Consider the following 18,619-nt stretch of genomic DNA (forward strand, 5'->3'; position numbering starts at 1 on the left):
ATGAAATACTTATGGGCGGCATTCGCGGCGGCTTCCGCGTGTGCCCAGGAAATAGCGTCCCCGCTCCCTCCGGACCAGATGATAGCCCCGGAGGACAAAATCGTGCTGGATAGCCAGGCCAAGGAAATCTTCCGGGAATGGGACAAGGTGGCTGTACCTGTGGGGCAGTCCGTGGTGGCGCTGGTGGCCGGCAATACCCAGGTGGCCCTGGGAACGGTGGTGGGGAAAGGGAAAGTGCTTACCAAGTTGAGCGACCTTCAGAAGGAACGGCGGCCGGTCATGCTGGTGGACTCTTCCGGACGGGTGTATGACGCCAAGGTGCTCTTTGCCCTGCCGGAACACGATCTGCTGATGATGGACGTCCCGGGGCTTCCCGCTCCCCCATTGACCTGAACTCCTACGTGCAGGCGCAGGAAGGGGACGTGATTGCGGCCGTGTCCCCCACGGGGCATGTCAGTGACTTCGGGGTTGTTTCCGTGGCGCAGCGCAGCCTGCGGGCGGACGACCAGCCTTACCTGGGCATCGTTTCCGATCCCCGCTGGGACGGGGAGGGAGTCATGATCGGCGGCGTGGAGGCCGGAAGCGGAGCGCACCGCAGCGGTTTGCTGGCCGGCGATGTGCTGATGAAGCTGAATGGGAAGCCGGTGGACGGCATGTACTCCATCCGTGCCGCCATGGTCGGGGTGCGCCCCGGTGAGACGGTTCCCGTGGAAGTGAAGCGCCGGGATCAGGTGGTTGAAGGGAAGCTCCTCACGGGCCCCAGGCCCAAAGTGATGAAATTCCCCCAGAAGCGCCTGGACATGATGAACTCCATGGGCAACCGGATGAGCCTGAAGCGGGACGAATTCCCGCTGGTCATCCAGTCGGACATGACGTTGTTCCCGGAACGCGCCGGATGCCCGGTCATTGACGTTAACGGAAAATTTGTGGGGCTGGCCCTGAGCCGCGCCGGACGTACGGAAACCTACATTCTCCCCTCCTGGATATGCCGGGAACTGGTGGAAGGGGTGCTTCCGCAGGTGCAGCAGTACCAGGCCGGCCGCGGAGAAAACATTCCGGATGCCCAGCCTGTGGACGACTCCTATGACGCACGGCGCTTGGAGGAAAACCGCCGCAAGGTGGAGGACAAGATGAGCCGCCAGGGACTGGTGCCTAAGGTCTATTAAGCTCGGTTGGTTTCCGGGAGGTGAAGAGATGAACCGCCCGGGAGCCTGGAGTATTCGAGGCATCTTCGTGCTCTTCATGCCGTCCGGTTTTGACCGGGAGGAACTTTCTGCCTTACCTGCTGTTTTTACTTCCTTCTCTTGTGGGAATCGTGCCGTTGTTGTCCCGGAGGAATGGGTTGCCGCATGAGGAAACTAAATGGCGGCGGCAATTTCTCCTGCCGGGAAAACGCGGAGCATTTTATTCACCGGGAATGGCGGCAGGATGGGATGATGGCGTAAAAAAACGGGCAGTAATGCCCGTTTTTCCGAATAAACCGGATTGGTTTCCGGCTCTTGAATATCTTTCGCCCCCGTATTGCCGGAGGCTGAGGGGAAAACTTACTTGCCCGAAGAGGCTGCCACCGGTTTTTCCTTGAAAATCATCAGCTCCGTTAGAACGACGGTGCGTCCGGTGGAATCCGGGGAAATGATCATCACTACTTTCCGCCCGGGGTAGGTGGTCAGCATCATGCCCCTGTCCTTCACCTTCACGACTTTGCCGTTCTTCAAACGAGTCATGTACGTCAAATTGGCGGCAGTGGTGCGGGAAACGTTGCTGTCCGTAGAGTCCTTGCCGAAAATGTAAATGGACTTGCTGGGCAATTCAATGGCGCTCTTTTCTCCCGCGGGGGGCTTGGGAAGCTCCAGAGTGAAGGTGCGCCCGGTCAGATTCTGAATGTAAACGCAATTAAGCGGAAGTTCCGCTTCATTGATAAAATCCAGGGTAAACTCTCCGCTGCTGTTCTTGCCTACCAGCGCCAGGGTTTTGGGGCCAAGGTCGGTCGGAAGGGGCTTGCTGACAAGCTTGTTGGTCGGCATCCCCTTCTGGTCCAGGCCACCGAACAGGGTAATAATCTTGCTCCTGGGATAAACGCTGCGGCGTCCGGGAAGGGCGGCGCGGATTTCCACTTTCTCCAGCCTTTTGGAATCAATGGGCATGTAAATGGGAGAGGGGAGGGGCATGGGCGTCTTAAGGACAAACCGGATGCCGTTGACGGCGGCGGGGGAGAGGGACTTGTCCACGGTATCAGCCGCCGGGGCGTTCGTTTCCGGTTTAGCCGGCTCCGGCTTGGAAGGAGTGCGGGTCTGTCCATGGACGAAAGAAACGCTTCCGAGAAGGCAGGTAAAGGCGAGGATGGGTAAAATGCGCATATATTCGGGGGAGTGAAAAATAAAAGGGGGCTTTTGGCCGGCGCATGGACCCTTGACGGACAGTCTTGCGGGAGAGAATGCAGCAGGCTGAATCCATCGGGGCGTGCAACAGGGTACGGACGCAAGCCTTGATGGACTTTATATCCCTTGTGAAGTACAGGAATGAGGAAGGCCGTGCAAGCTCAAAGTAGGGATGTTGAAGATAAAAAATAGAAAATTCCAGCGGTAATTGGCCCCCTTTTTCTGCCGGGAAAGCCTGCGGATTCAGCATTTCTGTTACGCATGACCTCATCTGCACAGGGTAAAATAGTATCTGAATGAATAAAATGGCTTATGTGCAGGTACATGGAGTAATGATGAAAAACAAGTTATGTGACATCTCCACAGGAAAATAATTGCATTTAAAGGATAGGAAGCCTTGGTTATTCGCCTTGGCCGGGTAAGATGCGTTTTGTGGGAAGGGCCCTCTTGGCGGAAAAAGTGAGATAAAGACATCTGCGGAGGAAAAGCATTTGACTGGGGCGGAACTTCGGCATCCTGTGCAATGTTCCGTGATATTTATCCGCAGGAATTTTACGATAAAATCATCAATCGCAAACTATGTGTAAGTGGCCGGAATATGCTTGATATAGGCACGGAAACAGGAGCATATGAAACTGCTTGCTGAAATTGCTCCTGCTGAATTTGACATATTGCATGAAGTGGCTGTTGCTGAGCTTAAAAAATAAGTGGTGGATAACGTTTATAGAAGCGGGTTAATGACGTCCCTATGGAATGTGGGCTGTACCTTGTCTTTGGCTCTTTTAAATAACGGCAAGGAGAGTAAAATAATATCCGCTTTACAACTTTTCACTTTTTCGCCTTCGGGAAAAGCCTGAAAATTCGTTCGTTGAGGTCTTCCCCATCGAGCAAAAATGCAGAAGTCTCTGCACTGGTCTGTCTGTCGCGATGGATTTCGTGAAAAAGCCGTTCCCGCTTCACATAAAAACTGCTCTGGAATGCAGTGGAATAATTCTCATGCCGGGGGTGGTTACATGGAATGATAGAAACCCTCTTTCGGAGGTTCGGGATAAAAGATGCAGGCCCCCGCGGCTTGAAATCCGCAAAGGCCCATTTTGCCAGGATTTCAGAAGGCCTGTTTTCTTTAATTGGCTGCCTTGTAAGTTCCTCGAACAAAAGACGTTCCTTCTCTTTCTGGATAGTAAACATGTCAGCAAGCCGGCCTCGTACTTGCAGATTTATATTTTTCGTAATTCTCAAATGGAGGCTCACTTAAAAAATATGCGTCTATAATTGCACCCCCCCCATTATCCCTATTACCCCTATAAACCTTATAACCCCTATCTTGCTTTTCCTCCCTCCCCTTAAGCACAAAAAGAGCCGCTCCCCGTGGATGGGAAGCGGCGCTGGCCGGGAAGAAGAAAAAGAACTCTCTCTTTTATTACACCTCCTCGGGAGACAGCCAGCGGAAGGAGACGATGTTGAACTTCCTCCCGAACGCCTTGTTCACCGCGCTCAGCTCCGTCTCCTCCAGCGCTCCGCTCTTCATGTTGATCTTCTTGACCGGCGTCTCCGGGCTGTCCACCGGGTCCACGTAGTTGATCCCCCTCTGCACCACCGCCTCGCACCACGCCCGCGACAGCACCACACCCTCGCGGTTGGTCAGCTCCCCGTAGGCCCGGATCGTAAACGTGTCGTCGCGCGTCGTTAAAATATTGCCCAGCACCGCCAGCACGTCGGACTGGATCAGGTAGCCGGGCGCCGCCGTGTACACCAATCCCTTGGCCGCGTCCTGGTTCGGGTACCCTCCCTTGGGCGTGATGACCATGTCGGAGAGTTCGTCAAAGGTGCTGTTGATGGAGCTTTCGTCGATGGCCGCCTGAAGCGCCCCCTTCACCCCCATCTCCCCGCTCTGCAGGCGGCGGTTGACGAAGTCGGACATGTTCAGGAAGGGGCCCCTCTTCTTGACCTCCTGGACCATGTTCCGGGCCAGGGACTTGATCTGCGAGTCGCTGAGCGTTCTGAGGTCGGACCACGCCATGGCCTCCCCGTCCGGGATGCCCTGGGTTACGCCCACCGAGCCGTAGTCGTCCACGTGGGACTTGTCGCTGCTGGCCACCCCGAAGCGGGAGAAGGCCGTCTGGCTGTTGTTGAGCACGGAGGGGGTCCCGCTCCGGGAGTAGAGGAGCTTGCGCTTTTTGAGCCCAAGCAGGGTGGCTTCCCAGGCGCGCTGGGAGGTGGAGTTGACGTTGAAGCCCCCGGCCACGGTGAGGTACTTGGAGGCGTGCTTGTAGCCTTCGTCGGTCTTGGAGAGTTCTTCGACGACGGCCTCGGAGGGCTTGCCCTGGAGGTCGGGCACGAAGCGCCTGTTGGCAATGCCGGCGGCCCTGTTGGAGGAGGCGTCCGTGGAGAAGGCCTGTTGAAGCACGGTTTTAAGTTCCTCCCTGCCCGTGCCTCCGATGCTGGAGGGGCGCGCGGCCAGGGAGGAGGCGAACCAGGAGTCCCAGAGGGCGTCGTTGACCATCAGGCCGTGGTCCCAGAAGTCGCCCAGGGAGGCGTCTCCCATGATTTCATTGTGGGAGAAGACCTTGTCGGGCGGGAGCATGGGGTCGGCAAAAGCGTTGCCGATCCCCACGCCCGGCACGCCGGACTGGTAGGCGAAGCGCTTGGCGACGGCCGCCTTGGAGTCGCTCCTGTACCATCCCGGGGTGAGGCGGCAGCCTGCGAAGCCGGCGAGGCTGGAGGGCTGCTGGAAGGGGAGTTCCGCGGCCACGATCTTGTTGACCTGCTCGGCGCCCGGTCCGCCGAAGGGGGAGAGCCTGGTGCCGTCGTTGGAGAGGATGTTGGAGATGGTGATGGGGAAGAAGTCGCTGTTGGCATTTTTGACTTCAAACTGGTAGGGGCTGTAGAGGCGTCCGAGCTCGGAGGCGGTGGGCATCTGCCCACCCCAGAAGAGAGGGCTGGAGTGCTGCCATGTCTTGGCGCGGTAGTCCTTGCCTTCCGGGTAGGCTCCAATCACCGGAGGCTTGCCCCATTTGACCGATACCCCGTAGTAGGCGATGAACGTGGAATCCAAAGAGGGAGTTCCGTATTGGCCCGACTTCTTGGCCTCTTCATCGGTTCCTTCATTATGTTCCTGTTCCCACATTTCCGCCGGAAGCTTAATCTGGTCGACCAGAGGTTTTTCCCACGCGCCCCAGTTCAGGTTGAGGATAGCCGGCATGGTTTTGGCGAAGATGTCGATTTCAGCCGTGTTTTTCCCATTCAGGGAGGAGGAGCTGTTCATCTTGTTGGGATTCATGAGACCGGCCCCCATGACGAAGGTTCCCAAGGCCTTTGATGCTCCCTTGTCCCCGTATTTGACGGCGAGGACATGATTATCGGGCGTACCATTGAGTTGGCTGGTATCTTCCGCGAAGATAATGGAAGCCTTGGCGATGCCCTGCTGATTATATCCACTGCCGTCCAGCAGTTCGTAGCGAACACCGTCCGTCAGGTTGACGGCATAGGAGCTGACCTGGCCAGGCTCCTGGGACCAACCTTCCTTGAGCGGGAACCTGTCCGGTTTGAAATCACCGCTGTTGGGTTTTGTCTTATAAACCTCATTGCCATTGGCAATGTTGGAAACGACCGGCTGGGCAAAGACAACGATTTCTCCAGCCTTCAAGGTAGAAGGTTCTCCCTTGATCGTGGCCCCATCTCCACTGAGTTTGGATGTGGTGCGGAAAGAGGCGCCAAAGTCGGCTACCTGGCGGTTGTTATAAGAAGCATTCAAGTAGGGGACCAGGCAGGATTCCCCGTAATTGGACAATTGGCCTTCATCCAGCTGGTTCCATGCGAATTTGATATTGTGGGAAAGCAGCAGGGGCATGAAACGGTGTTCACCGAAGTAGGCGCCCCAGACGCCGCCGTCGGCTCCGGTCAGTTTCATATCCACATTGTAGGGGTTCCACCAGACGTACACCGGAATGACGGCGATACGGAAGTCAATCCATCCACCGCGGTTGGGATGCTTGTTGCCGTGTTTGACATAGTTAAGTCCCACGAAAGAATAAAAGCGCAGCAGGATGGGATGGCGCATGTACGTGTAGCGGTTGTCCATCATTTCCATACTGGCCGCAGAGTCCGCCGCAATCAATGTGCTGGGGGTGCGCCCATTCCATTGCAGGGTGGCGGAAGAATCTTGTCCGTCCCTCTTCGTGGAGGAGTCCCACACGTTGGCCCACAGGTAGAGCTGGTTCCAGGAACCGATCGGGCGGTTCTGTTCCGATGGGTTTCCGTCCTCGGACGTATACGGCCGGAGACCGATATCCGAGGTGTCTCCGCGGAAGTCCTCAGGCAGCTTTTCCTGGGAAAACATAATGTTGAGGTCCTTTTTAAGACCTCCGAATTTAGAATCCGTCAGCAGGCTGGAAGAAACCAGGGAGATGTCATGGTACACCTCTCCCAAGTCTTTCAGCCGGCCGTTTTTACTGTTAGCCAGCAGAGAATCAAGGGAAATGAGTTTTCTGACTGTGGACATGTCGTTTCCGGAACTCGATGCCATCATGGAAGAAAGGTTGAGGGGCTCCAAATCAGGACCGGGCGTGTCCCACGTGGAGCGCATCACCGTCAGGGCATCCGTGCTTTCTTCCGAGGCATGCGGCATCAGGTTGATGCGCGCCTTCTGGTTTTCTCCCGTTACCCACCACGCAATGTATTTGCGTGAGTTGGCGTTCTTTTTCAGCCCCATGGTCTTGGAGGAATCGTCCACGCGCACCATGCGGGCGTAGATTTCCTTTTTGTCCTGGTTCTTGGCGCCTACGGGCGTTCCCACCGTGCCATGGTCCACCAAGGCGACACTGCGGAAATTTTGGTTGGTAAGGGAACGTTTGCCCAGCAGGCTTTTGCCCGCTTCCAGCGTGCTGAGCCTGCGCAGGTCCGGGTCGGAAATGAGCCAGCGGCGGAACATGGACTTTCTTCCCGTATCGTAGGTGGAAGAAATGTTCATGCCCTGGGAGTTAGTCTTGTTGAGCCAGGTATCCCAGCTGTTCCAGACGCCCAGGATGTACGGGGCGTTGCCTTCGCTGGCGCCGGAGGAAAGGATGCCCGAGTTGGCGGAAACGCGCTGGTCGGGCCCCAGCTCACACTGGAGCTGCCCGAGGGCCACTTCCAGGGAAAACCTGGCGAGGGATTTGGCCTCCGCGGCAAAGAGCTGTTTTTCGGAAATGCGGACCTGTGAGGATGCGATGGTGAGAAGGCCAACGCTGAGAAGGGCCAGGAGCATCATCAGGGTGATGGTGGCAATCAGGGCAAAACCTTTGCTGACATGCCTGATAGGACGTTTAGTGAAATGTTTAATCTTCATGAAAATGGTGGGTTCCGGCGTGCACTTTTCCGCTCAAGTTTGAGGGTATAAAAATCCCCACTGTCACGAAGGTGCGAAGAGCCAATTCTTAACTCTAGTCAATACAAAAAAGAGGCAGTCCATGCAAGCTCAAAATTGCTTCAAACAAGCGCATTGCAGGCAGAATAAATTGACGGAGAAACCATCTGGAAGGAGGAAGGAAGCGGGGAGAATGCATTTTTATGATAATCAGTTCTTAAAATCTTATATTATGGTATTTATAAGAAAAATCGGATTCTAAATTCGGTGGATTGAAAAAAGACCTGAATATCATATTCTCTCAAGAAAAGCTGCCTGAGGAATTCCGTAGCGACACCGCAGACATCGGTCTCCGGCCGTATACGTCCGAGGACGGCAGCCCGACCGAGCAGAACCGGCCCATTGCCTCCTGGAACCAGCTCTTCCTGTGGGCCAACGTGTGGGACTCCTCCACGAAGAGGGAAGGCCAGGACGCTTCCGCCACATTGCAGTGGAACGGGACCTCCCCCAGCACATTGATTGCGTCTGACGCCACAGCGAACATGGAAATGATGGACAACCGCTACACGTACATGCGCCATCCTATTCTGCTGCGCTTCTACTCCTTCGTCGGCGTCCAGTACGCCAGATTCGAAGGAACAAACGGCCAGAATCCCTCCGTAAATGGCGGATTCATCAATCTGGCCTTCTCCGTCATTCCCGTCTATGTATGGTGGAACCCATACAACGTAGACATGAAATTCCAGGGGGCCAATGGAGAAGTATGGGGGGCCTACTTCGGCGAACACCGCTTCATGCCCCTGATGTTCTCCCACAACATCAAAAACGGCGGCGGTGTGGGGGCCATGGGCAACTATACGGAACATCCCCTGACTCCCTACGTTCAAAATGCCATAAACAAAAACGACCGCCAGGTGGCGGACTTCGGCGCGTCCTTCCGTGACAAAGTCACCTACCAGTCGAACGGCTCAACCAACAAGGGTAATCCTTCTACCCTGAAAGCCGGAGAAATCGTCATTTTCGCTCAGCCTATTCCCCTGATTGATGACGTGTCCAACCCCTTCCACGGCAACTCCGTCTACCGGTCCAAAGATAATGGTATTGACATTAAAACGGATAACTTTGCCATGAAGGAAGGCTGGTCCCTGGATTCCGCCCAGACCACAGGCTACTCCGTCAACATGTACTCCGGCCTGAAATACCAGAATTTTGACGGCAACAAGTACCTGGACGGAGACCCGTTCATGGCCTCCGCCATTTTCGCCCAGAATGATGACGACCTGAAAGGCTGGTCCGGCACGACCGCCGACCGGACACCCTCCGACCACATCCTCAGCCATAAATATACGGACGAATTCGGAGCCGGTTCCAAAAAACTGGGAACCTTCACGATGGGGGCCGGTCTCATGAGAGCGGAGCAGATGGGACAACCCACCAAGCTGAACGGCGCCAATACGGCAGACCCCGCCATCTTCTCCAAGACGATGCCCGCCGTGCTGAACCTGAACTGGGGCGCGTGGGAAAAACCTCTGCTTGAAAACATCAAATTCCCGGCGGACATGTGGAAAAACAATACCGGACCGGAAGAGAACAAGGAAAGGCAGGGCTATTATGGCGAGGCGGATCCGGACGCTCTTTTCATCGCCTACTACGGGGTATCGGTCAAATGGGGCAAGCCTCCGGTGATTGGAGCCTACCCGGAAGGCAAGGACTACCGCGCCAAGACATGGCAGCACTCCAGCCCTCTCTTCTGGGGTGGGCAGATGCCCACCGCCTCCGAGCTCGGACGCCTCTACAGCCCCTACCAGTTTGAAGTCAAAAATGCCAACAGCGACTTCTTCCCCATCACCATCTCCAACATCCTCTCCAACGACGGCACCAGGCTCTCCCCCTTCGGCGGACCGGGCGCCGAGCAGGTCAACAAGATCGTGGCCGCGGAACTCCCCTTCCAGCAGCCCTCCAGCCTCGCCGGCTTCGCAGGCTGCCGCCTCACCCCGGGATGGTACAGGAGCGACTCCAAGGCGGCCGTCGCCAAGCGCTTCGCCTACCAGTCCGGCGTGCCGGGCGTGGGGATCGGCAACGCTTTTGCCGACCCCATGCTCCCGCCCGACAAGGTCTTCTCCCACAATGAAATCATGGGAGACGCCTCCCTGGGCGACTTCTGGGACCACGGCCTGATGGTCAACGACGCCCTCTGGGACTCCTGGTTCGCCTCCTCCCTGGCCGCGCGCCCCTCCAGCATCGGAGGCACGGGCAGGGAGGAACTTAAAACCGTGCTTCAACAGGCCTTCTCCACGGACGCCTCCTCCAACAGGGCCGCCGGCATTGCCAACAGGCGCTTCGTGCCCGACCTCCAGGGCAAGCCCTCCGAGGCCGTCGTCGAAGAACTCTCCAAGACCGACGAAGGCTACAAGCACGCCTCCAAGTACCTCACCGTGGCCGGGGGCTTCAACGTCAACTCCACCTCCCAGCGCGCCTGGGAAGCCACCCTGCTTGGGCTCAAAAAGCGCAAGCTCCTCTACTCCCGGAGCGGGACCCCCTCCGTGCTCAACAACAGCCAGACGGCCTTCTCCCGCTTCGGGGTGGCCAGCAGCGACAAGTCCCACGTGGACGACTACGGCTCGGTGGGCGTAACCCAGGGCATCCCGGACGGGGAGGCCATGGCGTGGTCCGACCTCAGAACGCTCAGCGACTCGCAGATCAAGTCCCTGGCCCGGAACATGGTCCAGGAGGTCAAGAAGAGGGGCCCCTTCCTGAACATGTCCGACTTCGTCAACCGCCGCCTGCAGAGCGGGGAGATGGGGGTGAAGGGGGCGCTTCAGGCGGCCATCGACGAAAGCTCCATCAACAGCACCTTTGACGAACTCTCCGACATGGTCATCACGCCCAAGGGAGGGTACCCGAACCAGGACGCGGCCAAGGGATTGGTGTACACGGCGGCGCCCGGCTACCTGATCCAGTCCGACGTGCTGGCGGTGCTGGGCAATATTTTAACGACGCGCGACGACACGTTTACGATCCGGGCCTACGGGGAGCTGACCAACCGCGAGGGTGTGGTGCTGTCGCGGGCGTGGTGCGAGGCGGTGGTGCAGAGGGGGATCAACTACGTGGACCCGGTGGACAGCCCGGAGACGCCGGTCAAGAAGATCAACATGAAGAGCGGAGCGCTGGAGGAGACGGAGCTGAGCGCGGTGAACAAGGCGTTCGGGAGGAAGTTCAACATCGTCTCCTTCCGCTGGCTGTCTCCCGAGGAGGTGTAATAAAAGAGAGAGTTCTTTTTCTTCTTCCCGGCCAGCGCCGCTTCCCATCCACGGGGAGCGGCTCTTTTTGTGCTTAAGGGGGAGGAATAGGGAAGAGGGAGGGAAGGGATTGTTTTTACGGCGGGGTTCTGCCGGTAGACAAGATGGACTATTTAGACAATAGGGACGGGATGGAAGACGGGAAGTGGGGGTGTTGCACAACTGTAATTCTGCCAATGCGTTGCTGATTGTGACGATTTCTTAACCAGGTTTCTTTTCCTCTCCTTGGGAGAGGATAGGTGCCGTTGGATAGAAGGAGGGGGCCTTCCTGGAAAGATAAAAGCGGTAGTTTATTCCACAGCCGGTTTCATATGTTGGAGACTTGCAAAGAATACCTTCATTTTTGCTTTTCTGTTCCGGTAACGGGAAGAGCGCTGCTGGAGAATGCATTTTTTATGGGCAAAGGAGTGGTGGTCAACATGCCTTTCAGAAGAATGAGGCGTCGAATGGATAACGGGATGTCCTGAAACTGCAATAAGGTTTCAAGTTTCCTTAATAGGGGAAAGCCGGAACGCAAGCCGGGTAACGGCGGATGCCGTTCAGCGTGCGGAGATGTGGCGGCTCCTGAAACCGAAGCCGACGGCAAAGGTGACCAGGGTGCCGATGGTTACGCGCCATGGAAAGGCTATTTCCGGAATATATTGCCTCCAGTCGGCGGGCAGGGGGATGAGTTCGGTCAGCAAGGCAATGACCAGGAAGCCTGCCGCCATGGCAATGATGTTTCCTGAATCGTTTCCTCTGGTGCGCGTCAGCATCCCGAGCAGGAAGATGCCAAGCAGCGAGCCGTAGGTGTAGCCGAAGATGCCCAGGGCGATTTGAATGATGCGGACTTCCGGGTGGTGCACCACGTACCACGCCGTGATGGAACCGACGAGGATGAGCAGCAGGGAGAAGCCGGCCGTTCCCCAGCGCACGCACCGGAGGAGCTGACGTTCCGTGGCTTCCGGTTTGAATACTCCCTGGTACCAGTCCTTGGTGGCGGTGGTTGCCAGGGAGTTGAGAGCGGTGGACAGGGAACCCATGGCGGTTGCCAGGAGCCCGGCGATCAGCAGCCCCCGGATGCCGTTGGGCAGTTCATGGATGATGAAGTAAGGGAAGACATGGAGCTGCGGCGTGTCTGCGGGGAGGGACGCCGGATTGTACTGGTAGAAGACGTAGAGAAGAATGCCCGTGAAGAGGAAGACGATGACGATGGGGAAGTCCAGCAGCCCGGATACGATGACTGCCCGCGTTCCCGCCTTGCTGCTTTTTGCGGCCAGCATCCGCTGCACCATGTCCTGGTCCGTGCCGTGTGTAGCCATGGTGATGAAGGTCGCTCCCAGGAAGGCTGCCCATACCGTGTATTCCTGACCCAGGACATGGGCGCATTGCTGGAGGAAGTCCAGGCCTTCCTTGGTGCCCCACGAGAAGAATTTCCAGTCGTCCCCTCCGTTCATGGCGGCTGAGATGGAGTTCCACCCTCCGGGAATGTGGGAGAAGAGAACCCACAGGGCGGAGAGCATGGAGACGCCCAGCACGACGGCCTGGAGGACATCCGTCCAGACGACGGCTTTCAAGCCGCCGATGGCTGTGTAAATGGTGGTGGCGATGGAGATGACGACCAGCGCGGCAATGTAAAGCAGGACAATTTGGTTGGCGTCCGCCGTGGTGTCCGTCATGAATTGGTAGGCAATGACCAGCAGAATGCCTGCAAAGTAAAGTCTTGTTCCACTGGCGAGCACCCGGCTGACCAGGAAGACCATGGAGGCCGTGCGGCGCGTCAGGAGCCCGAATCTTTTTTCCAGGTATTCATAGATGGAGACCACCTTGTAGTCATAGTAGGGTTTGAGGAAGAGCTTGCCGACGATGATGCGGCCCAGGATAGTGCCGATGCAGAGCTGGGCGTACGTGAAGTTGCGGGTATGGTAGCCTTCCCCCGGAGCCCCCAGAAAGGTGGCCGCGCTGATTTCCGCCGCCAGGATGGAGGCCAGAATGGCCCACCAGGGCAGGGAGCGGTTGCCCAGGGCATAGTCCGTCAGGGAGTTCTGCCTGCGTCCCGCATAGATGCCAATGCAGAAGATAGCCAGAAAGTAGACGACGATGACAAGGAGGTCCGTGAACATGCCTGGAAAGAGAAGGCCTTTTCCGGAACAGGGTTTCCGGAAAAGGCCCCGGGCTGGGTGAAGGGTCAGGAGCGGCTCTTGTGTTCCAGCGCGGCTGAAACCAGACCGGAGAAGAGCGGATGAGCCCGGTTGGGTGCGGACTGGAATTCCGGATGGTACTGGCAGGCAATGAAGAAGGGATGGGAGGGAAGTTCCACGACTTCCACCAGGCCGTGTTCATCATTAACGGCGCTGATGACCATGCCTGCGTTTTCCAGTTCTTCACGGTAGGCCGGGTTGAATTCGTAACGGTGGCGGTGGCGTTCCGTGACGCTGTCCTTGCCGTACAGCTTGTGCGCCAGAGTTCCGGGCTGGATCAGGGCTTTATAGGAGCCCAGGCGCATGGTGGCCCCCATGGCTTTGATTCCTTTCTGCTCTTCCTGAAGGCTGATGACGGGGTGGGTGGATTTCTGGTCGAATTCCGTGGAGTTGGCATCGTCCATGCCGCAGATGTGGCGTGCGTATTCAATGACGGCTACCTGCATGCCCAGGCAGATGCCCAGGAACGGGATGCCCTTGGTGCGCGCATATTCCACTGTTTGTATTTTTCCTTCAATGCCGCGGTCTCCAAAGCCGCCCGGCACCAGAATGCCGTCCACGGAACCGATCAGGGCATCCGCTCCTTTTTCTTCAATTTCTTCCGCGTCTATCCGGAGGATTTCCACGCGAGTGTCATTTTCAGCACCGGCATGAGTGAAGGATTCATAGATGGATTTGTAAGCGTCCTGAAGGGCGATGTATTTGCCGACTACGGCAATCCTTACGGAGTGGCTTGGGCTGATGACGCGCCCCACGTAACGCTGCCAGTCCGCCAGGTTGGGAGCGGGAACGTCCAGCCCCAGGCGCTTGGTGACGATGCGGTCTATTTTGTCCTGGCTGAGGTCCAGAGGACATTCGTAAATGGTGTTTTTAACGTCGCGGAAGGCGATGACATTTTTGGCTTCCACGTTGCAGAACATGGCGATTTTCCTCCTTTCGTCTTCGCTCATATCGTATTCCGTCCGGCAGATGATCACGTCCGGCTGAATACCAATTTCCCGGAGCTTGGCGACGGATTGCTGGGTGGGCTTCGTTTTCATTTCCCCGGCGGCCTTGATGTAGGGGAGCAGGGTGACGTGGATGAAGCAGACATTGTCGCGGCCCACTTCCAGCGCGAACTGGCGCAGGGCTTCCAGGAAGATGTGGCCTTCCATGTCCCCTACCGTGCCGCCGATTTCCGTGATGATGATGTCCACGTCCGATTGTTCCGTGACTTCATAAAGGCGGTTTTTGATTTCATCCGTGACGTGCGGAATGTATTGAACCGTTTTACCCAGATAGTCTCCCCGGCGTTCCTTATGCAGCACGCTTTCAAAGACCTGGCCGGAAGTAAGGTTGTTAAGACGGGAGAGGTTGCAATGGACGAAGCGTTCATAATGGCCCAGGTCCAGATCCGTTTCCGCCCCGTCGTTCAAGACGTACACTTCCCCGTGCTGGAACGGGCTCATCGTGCCGGGGTCTACATTCAAGTAGGGGTCGAATTTTTGAAGGGTGACCTTGAGACCGCAGCGTTCCAGCAGAGTACCGATGGATGCCGCCGCCAGTCCTTTGCCGAGAGAGGAGACAACACCACCTGTGACGAAGATGTATTTCATGATTATGGTTCTTAATGTATGTTTAATAAGATTTGTTCCACCTGGGCCGCCTGTTCCGGCGTGTCTACGCCCACGCTGACATGGTCCGTCAGAATGACTCTGATTCTGGCGCCGTTTTCCAGCGCGCGCAGTTGTTCCAGGGATTCCGTTTGTTCCAGGGGGGTGGGTTCCCAGCGCACGTAGTTTTCAAGGAAGTCCCGGCGGTAGGCGTAAATGCCCAGATGGCGCAGCGGGGGGGTGACGCGGGGATGGCGGGCATAGGGAATGACGGAACGGGAGAAGTACAGGGCGTCGCCGTTGCCGGCCAGGACCACTTTGACGATGTTCGGGTTGTCCAGGTCTTCCTGCGCGCTGATGGGGCAGGCCACGGTAGCCATGGACAGGGCCCCGTCAGAAACCAGCGCGTCCGCCAGCCTGTCAATCAGGGCCGGGTCAATGAGGGGTTCGTCTCCCTGGATATTGACCACATGAGTGGCGGAGGGGAAGGCTTGCACCGCTTCCGCCAGGCGGTCGCTGCCGCTGGGATGGTCCGGAGAGGTCATGATCGCCTTGGCGCCGAAGGCCACGGCGGTGTCGAAGATGCGCTGGTCGTCCGTGGCGATGGCGATGTCGTCAAGGCGGGAGCAGCGGGAAACGCGTTCCCATACGTGCTGGACAAGCGGTTTTCCTGCAATGAGGTGAAGCGGCTTGCCCGGAAATCTGGAGGACCCCCAGCGTGACGGGATGAGGCCGATGATATGATGAGGAGAGTCTGCTGCCATGAGAAGAGGAAACGCATCGAAAGGTAGCAACTCCCCTTGAATTAGTCCAGCCTCAAGCATCAGATGCGCCCGTTTTTCCGGAGTAGGGGCGGAACGGTCAGGCGGAAATGGCGGGCGCGGCGGCAGGCTGCGGTTTTGCCTCCGTCTTCCGGATAATGAGCGGCATGTATTCCTTGCGGATGTGGAGGGATACGTACAGGCCTTCCTTTTTGGCGCAGGAGAAGAGTACCTTGATGATGGCCAGGGAGATGATGTCCATGGAGATGGTGGTACTATCCCCGAAGATCAGCAGAAAGGTGAGCGGCTTGATGAAGTAGACGGTTGAAACGTAAAGAATGCCCAGCTTGTATTTGTGGTTGCGGTAGATTCTGCTGACAATCCATGCATAGGTCATGCCGATGACGGACAGAATGAGGTACAGGGAAAGCCCCACGTAGCCAAGCGTTTGAATGGTGGAAATGGGGCCGCTGTGCCATAGCCCGTTCCAGGCAAAGGATGACTGGTCCTGGCTGAGGTTGTAGGCTTCCTCATAGATGTTGGCTTTCACGATGCTGATATCCCGTGAAAAGCCGTCTCCGAATACCTTGTCCTGAATGAAGTGTTCGCGGTCGTCCAGAGCCCATTCCCACATTTCAAAGCGCCAGTTCATGGACGCTTCCGCGTTTTCTCTGGCTTGCATGCTGACATCCAGGAAAGGAAGGGCTGAAAGTGTGCGCTGGATACCGTAAGGAAAGGAATGGAGCATTCCTGAGGAGGAGAGGAGCAGAAGCAAAAGCATTCCGAAGATGGGAACCAGGATGCAGAAGAACCATCTTTTGTAGATCAGAGATATTGTGAAAAACAGGAGCAGAAGCTGCGCAATAAAGGAGCGGAATCCGCTAAACAGGACTCCGATGGTTCCAAGGACAAGAAGGGCGCCCCACCAGGGACGTTTGATCATCTGCCATACGGAGTAGTTGATGATGAGTAGTTGAACCGCCAATAGGGAAATTTGGAGGAAGGTCGATTGCCGCGTGTCTTCGGAGGCGGCGCTTGCCGAGACTGCGGCCGCCGCCGGGTTCGCTCCGGCAGAATTCGGTGAAAGGATGCCCTGGGCGGTTGAGATCAGCGTGAAGATAATGGTCAGAAAAACGGCCCATTGAAGCACCTTTCCCAGTTCATTGCTGGTGGTTTTCAGGGAGGAGAGGCAAAGATAGGCAAGGAGCGCCTGAAGGAAGAGGACGTATCCCTTGCTCCCGTAGTAGTCTTCCAGCACATTCAGGCCCAGGCCGAAGGGGTGGCTCAGGAAGACGTAGCCCACATGCATGAACAGCACGAGAATGACAGCGTCCAGGAGAGGGGCGGCATTCCATGTCAGGGTTGAACGCTTGAGCATGGCATTCCACAAGTAGAAGGGAATGGTAATGCCGTAGGCGAAGAGGGGTGCGTAGTCCTTTAGTTCCGGTATGGGCAGGAAGAGCAGGGGAAGCCATATCCACAGGTACCATACCTTTTCCTTCATCAGGAAAAGGACGGCCAGGAGGAAGGGGGAAACAGCCAGGGCGATGGAAAAGGGGTCTCCATCCGCCGACATGACACCGCCTATGATGGCTAGGAGAATGGCAACTACTGAAATCAGTACAATTTTAAATAAATTACCATTCATAGGGCTGCCCGTGATTCCCGCATAAAAGACAATGGCGGGAAAGAGAGATGGATGGTGGAGTATAGGGGATTCGAACCCCTGACCTTCTCATTGCGAACGAGACGCTCTACCAACTGAGCTAATACCCCGTGGAAAATACCGGGGGGAATCTATTCCATCCGCCGCCTGAAAGCAAGAGGAATTCGTCAGGCAACGCAAATAAGATGGAAGATTTCGTGTTCCTTCTCCGCATGCCGCCGTTTCCTGTCCGGCGGAAGTCTGCCGCAGGGGGGAGATTCATTTTTCCGGAAAGGGCCGGGAGACGGCGCAATACGGGAACCGGGAAAAGGAATGCCTGTATTCCCGTAGAAAGCGGACGGCAGTTCAAAGAGCGGTGAATTTGATGTTCCGGACTCTGGCAAAGGCACGTTTCAAGCGGGAGGAAAGCCATTTTCCGCATGGTTGTTCAATGCCGTAATGCATGGCGGCTCCCACGGCAATCAACAGGAGCGCGGCGCATATCCAGAAGAGGATGGGACGGGTTCCGTACCGGTCCTGCGGCCAGATGTACTGCATGAATTGCAGGAGGGGAACATGCAGCAGGAAGACGGCATAGGTCAGGAGGCTGGCCCGGTTGGTCAAATGGATGAGCACCGCTGGAATTTTAACAGCCGGCGGCTGAGGGGATTTTGCAAGTGAGCACGCGCTGGCGATGGTCAGCACGGCAATCAGCGTGTCGGGAAGGAGGAAGGCCAGGGAGGCAACTTTCCCGCCGGAGCCCCACAAGGCGCCGATGAAAGTCTGGTAGAGAAGGTAGAGCACCCCGAAGGAGAACACAGCCGGGCTCCACCGGAAGAAGCGTTCGTGTTTTTTATAGAGCCGTGCCGCGCAGCAGCCGGCGAGAAATTGCCATAAACGGTAGGGCGGGAAGAAGTAAAGGCGTGCGACGGGTTCCAGGAACGTGCAGGCGACAGCGGTTACAAGGCCCAGCGCCAGCAGCAGGGGAAGGCGTTTCCTTCCATAGGCCACGAGAGGGAAGATAAGGACGAAGAGGATTTCCAGCTTCATGTACCATAAGGCATAATTGTCTCCCGTGTGCAGGTTCATGAATTGATTGCCGCCGAAGGAAACCAGCAGGACGCCGAGCAGGTTGTCCAGCTGGAATTGCTCCTTGTAGGAGACCAGGCTGGACAGGAGGATGGCCGTGAACAGGAGCGGCCACAGCCGCGCAAATTTGGAGATGTAGAAGGAGGGCGGACTGAACGAATTTTCTTTCAGGGTGAACGTCATCAGGAATCCGGAGAGGACGATGAACCAGTCCACGCCCACGGAGCCCGCAACGGGCGACCAGCGCGCCCAGTGGAAGGCGCAGATCATCAGGCAGAGGATGATGCGGATTAATGAGATGCCTGTAATGAAGGAGGAAGGGGCGCTCATT

General features: G+C 56.8%; 11 protein-coding genes and 1 tRNA gene. 3 read left to right on the forward strand and 9 right to left on the reverse strand.

The window, feature by feature from the left end; all coding sequences use genetic code 11:
- Positions 1-393 (forward strand): hypothetical protein, encoded by a 393-nt coding sequence (locus PVA48_RS10295; RefSeq protein WP_423231689.1) that lies wholly within the window; start codon positions 1-3, stop codon positions 391-393.
- Positions 394-401: 8 nt separating this feature from the next.
- Complete coding sequence (locus tag PVA48_RS10300) at positions 402-1,166, forward strand: PDZ domain-containing protein (protein ID WP_423231690.1); 765 nt, start codon at positions 402-404, stop codon at positions 1,164-1,166.
- A gap of 378 nt (positions 1,167-1,544) precedes the next feature.
- Here the strand turns inward: PVA48_RS10300 and PVA48_RS10305 are convergent, their stop codons facing one another.
- From PVA48_RS10305 to PVA48_RS10315, 3 genes are all read right to left on the reverse strand, one after another.
- Positions 1,545-2,357 carry a hypothetical protein gene (locus PVA48_RS10305; RefSeq protein WP_022395928.1) on the reverse strand — a complete coding sequence of 271 codons (813 nt, stop codon included), beginning with the start codon at positions 2,355-2,357 and terminating at the stop codon, positions 1,545-1,547.
- A gap of 849 nt (positions 2,358-3,206) precedes the next feature.
- Positions 3,207-3,566, reverse strand: a complete 360-nt coding sequence (locus tag PVA48_RS10310; protein ID WP_102729056.1) for a hypothetical protein — start codon at positions 3,564-3,566, stop codon at positions 3,207-3,209.
- 232 nt (positions 3,567-3,798) lie between these two features.
- Positions 3,799-7,704, reverse strand: coding sequence for a hypothetical protein (locus PVA48_RS10315; protein ID WP_423231691.1), 3,906 nt, complete (start codon positions 7,702-7,704; stop codon positions 3,799-3,801).
- Between the two features lie 290 nt (positions 7,705-7,994).
- On the opposite strand from PVA48_RS10315, the gene PVA48_RS10320 reads away from it, so the two are divergent.
- The gene (locus PVA48_RS10320; protein ID WP_423231692.1) at positions 7,995-10,982 is read left to right on the forward strand and encodes a hypothetical protein; all 2,988 of its coding nucleotides are present in this window, start codon (positions 7,995-7,997) and stop codon (positions 10,980-10,982) included.
- A 578-nt stretch (positions 10,983-11,560) separates the two neighbouring features.
- Here PVA48_RS10320 and PVA48_RS10325 read toward each other — a convergent pair.
- The 6 genes from PVA48_RS10325 to PVA48_RS10350 all read right to left on the reverse strand — a co-directional run bounded on the left by PVA48_RS10325 (position 11,561) and on the right by PVA48_RS10350 (position 18,618).
- The gene (locus PVA48_RS10325) at positions 11,561-13,123 is read right to left on the reverse strand and encodes a sodium:solute symporter (protein ID WP_022397537.1); all 1,563 of its coding nucleotides are present in this window, start codon (positions 13,121-13,123) and stop codon (positions 11,561-11,563) included.
- 65 nt (positions 13,124-13,188) lie between these two features.
- The gene (locus PVA48_RS10330) at positions 13,189-14,796 is read right to left on the reverse strand and encodes a CTP synthase (RefSeq protein ID WP_022397536.1); all 1,608 of its coding nucleotides are present in this window, start codon (positions 14,794-14,796) and stop codon (positions 13,189-13,191) included.
- An 11-nt stretch (positions 14,797-14,807) separates the two neighbouring features.
- Complete coding sequence (kdsB, locus tag PVA48_RS10335) at positions 14,808-15,557, reverse strand: 3-deoxy-manno-octulosonate cytidylyltransferase (protein WP_102721039.1); 750 nt, start codon at positions 15,555-15,557, stop codon at positions 14,808-14,810.
- Positions 15,558-15,654: 97 nt separating this feature from the next.
- Entirely contained in the window at positions 15,655-17,130 is a 1,476-nt protein-coding gene (locus tag PVA48_RS10340) for an O-antigen ligase family protein (protein ID WP_423231693.1), read from the reverse strand.
- A 124-nt stretch (positions 17,131-17,254) separates the two neighbouring features.
- Positions 17,255-17,330: transfer RNA gene (locus tag PVA48_RS10345), tRNA-Ala, on the reverse strand.
- 235 nt (positions 17,331-17,565) lie between these two features.
- The gene (locus PVA48_RS10350) at positions 17,566-18,618 is read right to left on the reverse strand and encodes an acyltransferase family protein (protein WP_022397533.1); all 1,053 of its coding nucleotides are present in this window, start codon (positions 18,616-18,618) and stop codon (positions 17,566-17,568) included.
- Position 18,619: the final 1 nt, after the last annotated feature.

It is taken from the genome of Akkermansia sp. JRP_AM1 (genome assembly GCF_049262625.1).
Lineage (GTDB): Bacteria > Verrucomicrobiota > Verrucomicrobiia > Verrucomicrobiales > Akkermansiaceae > Akkermansia > Akkermansia massiliensis.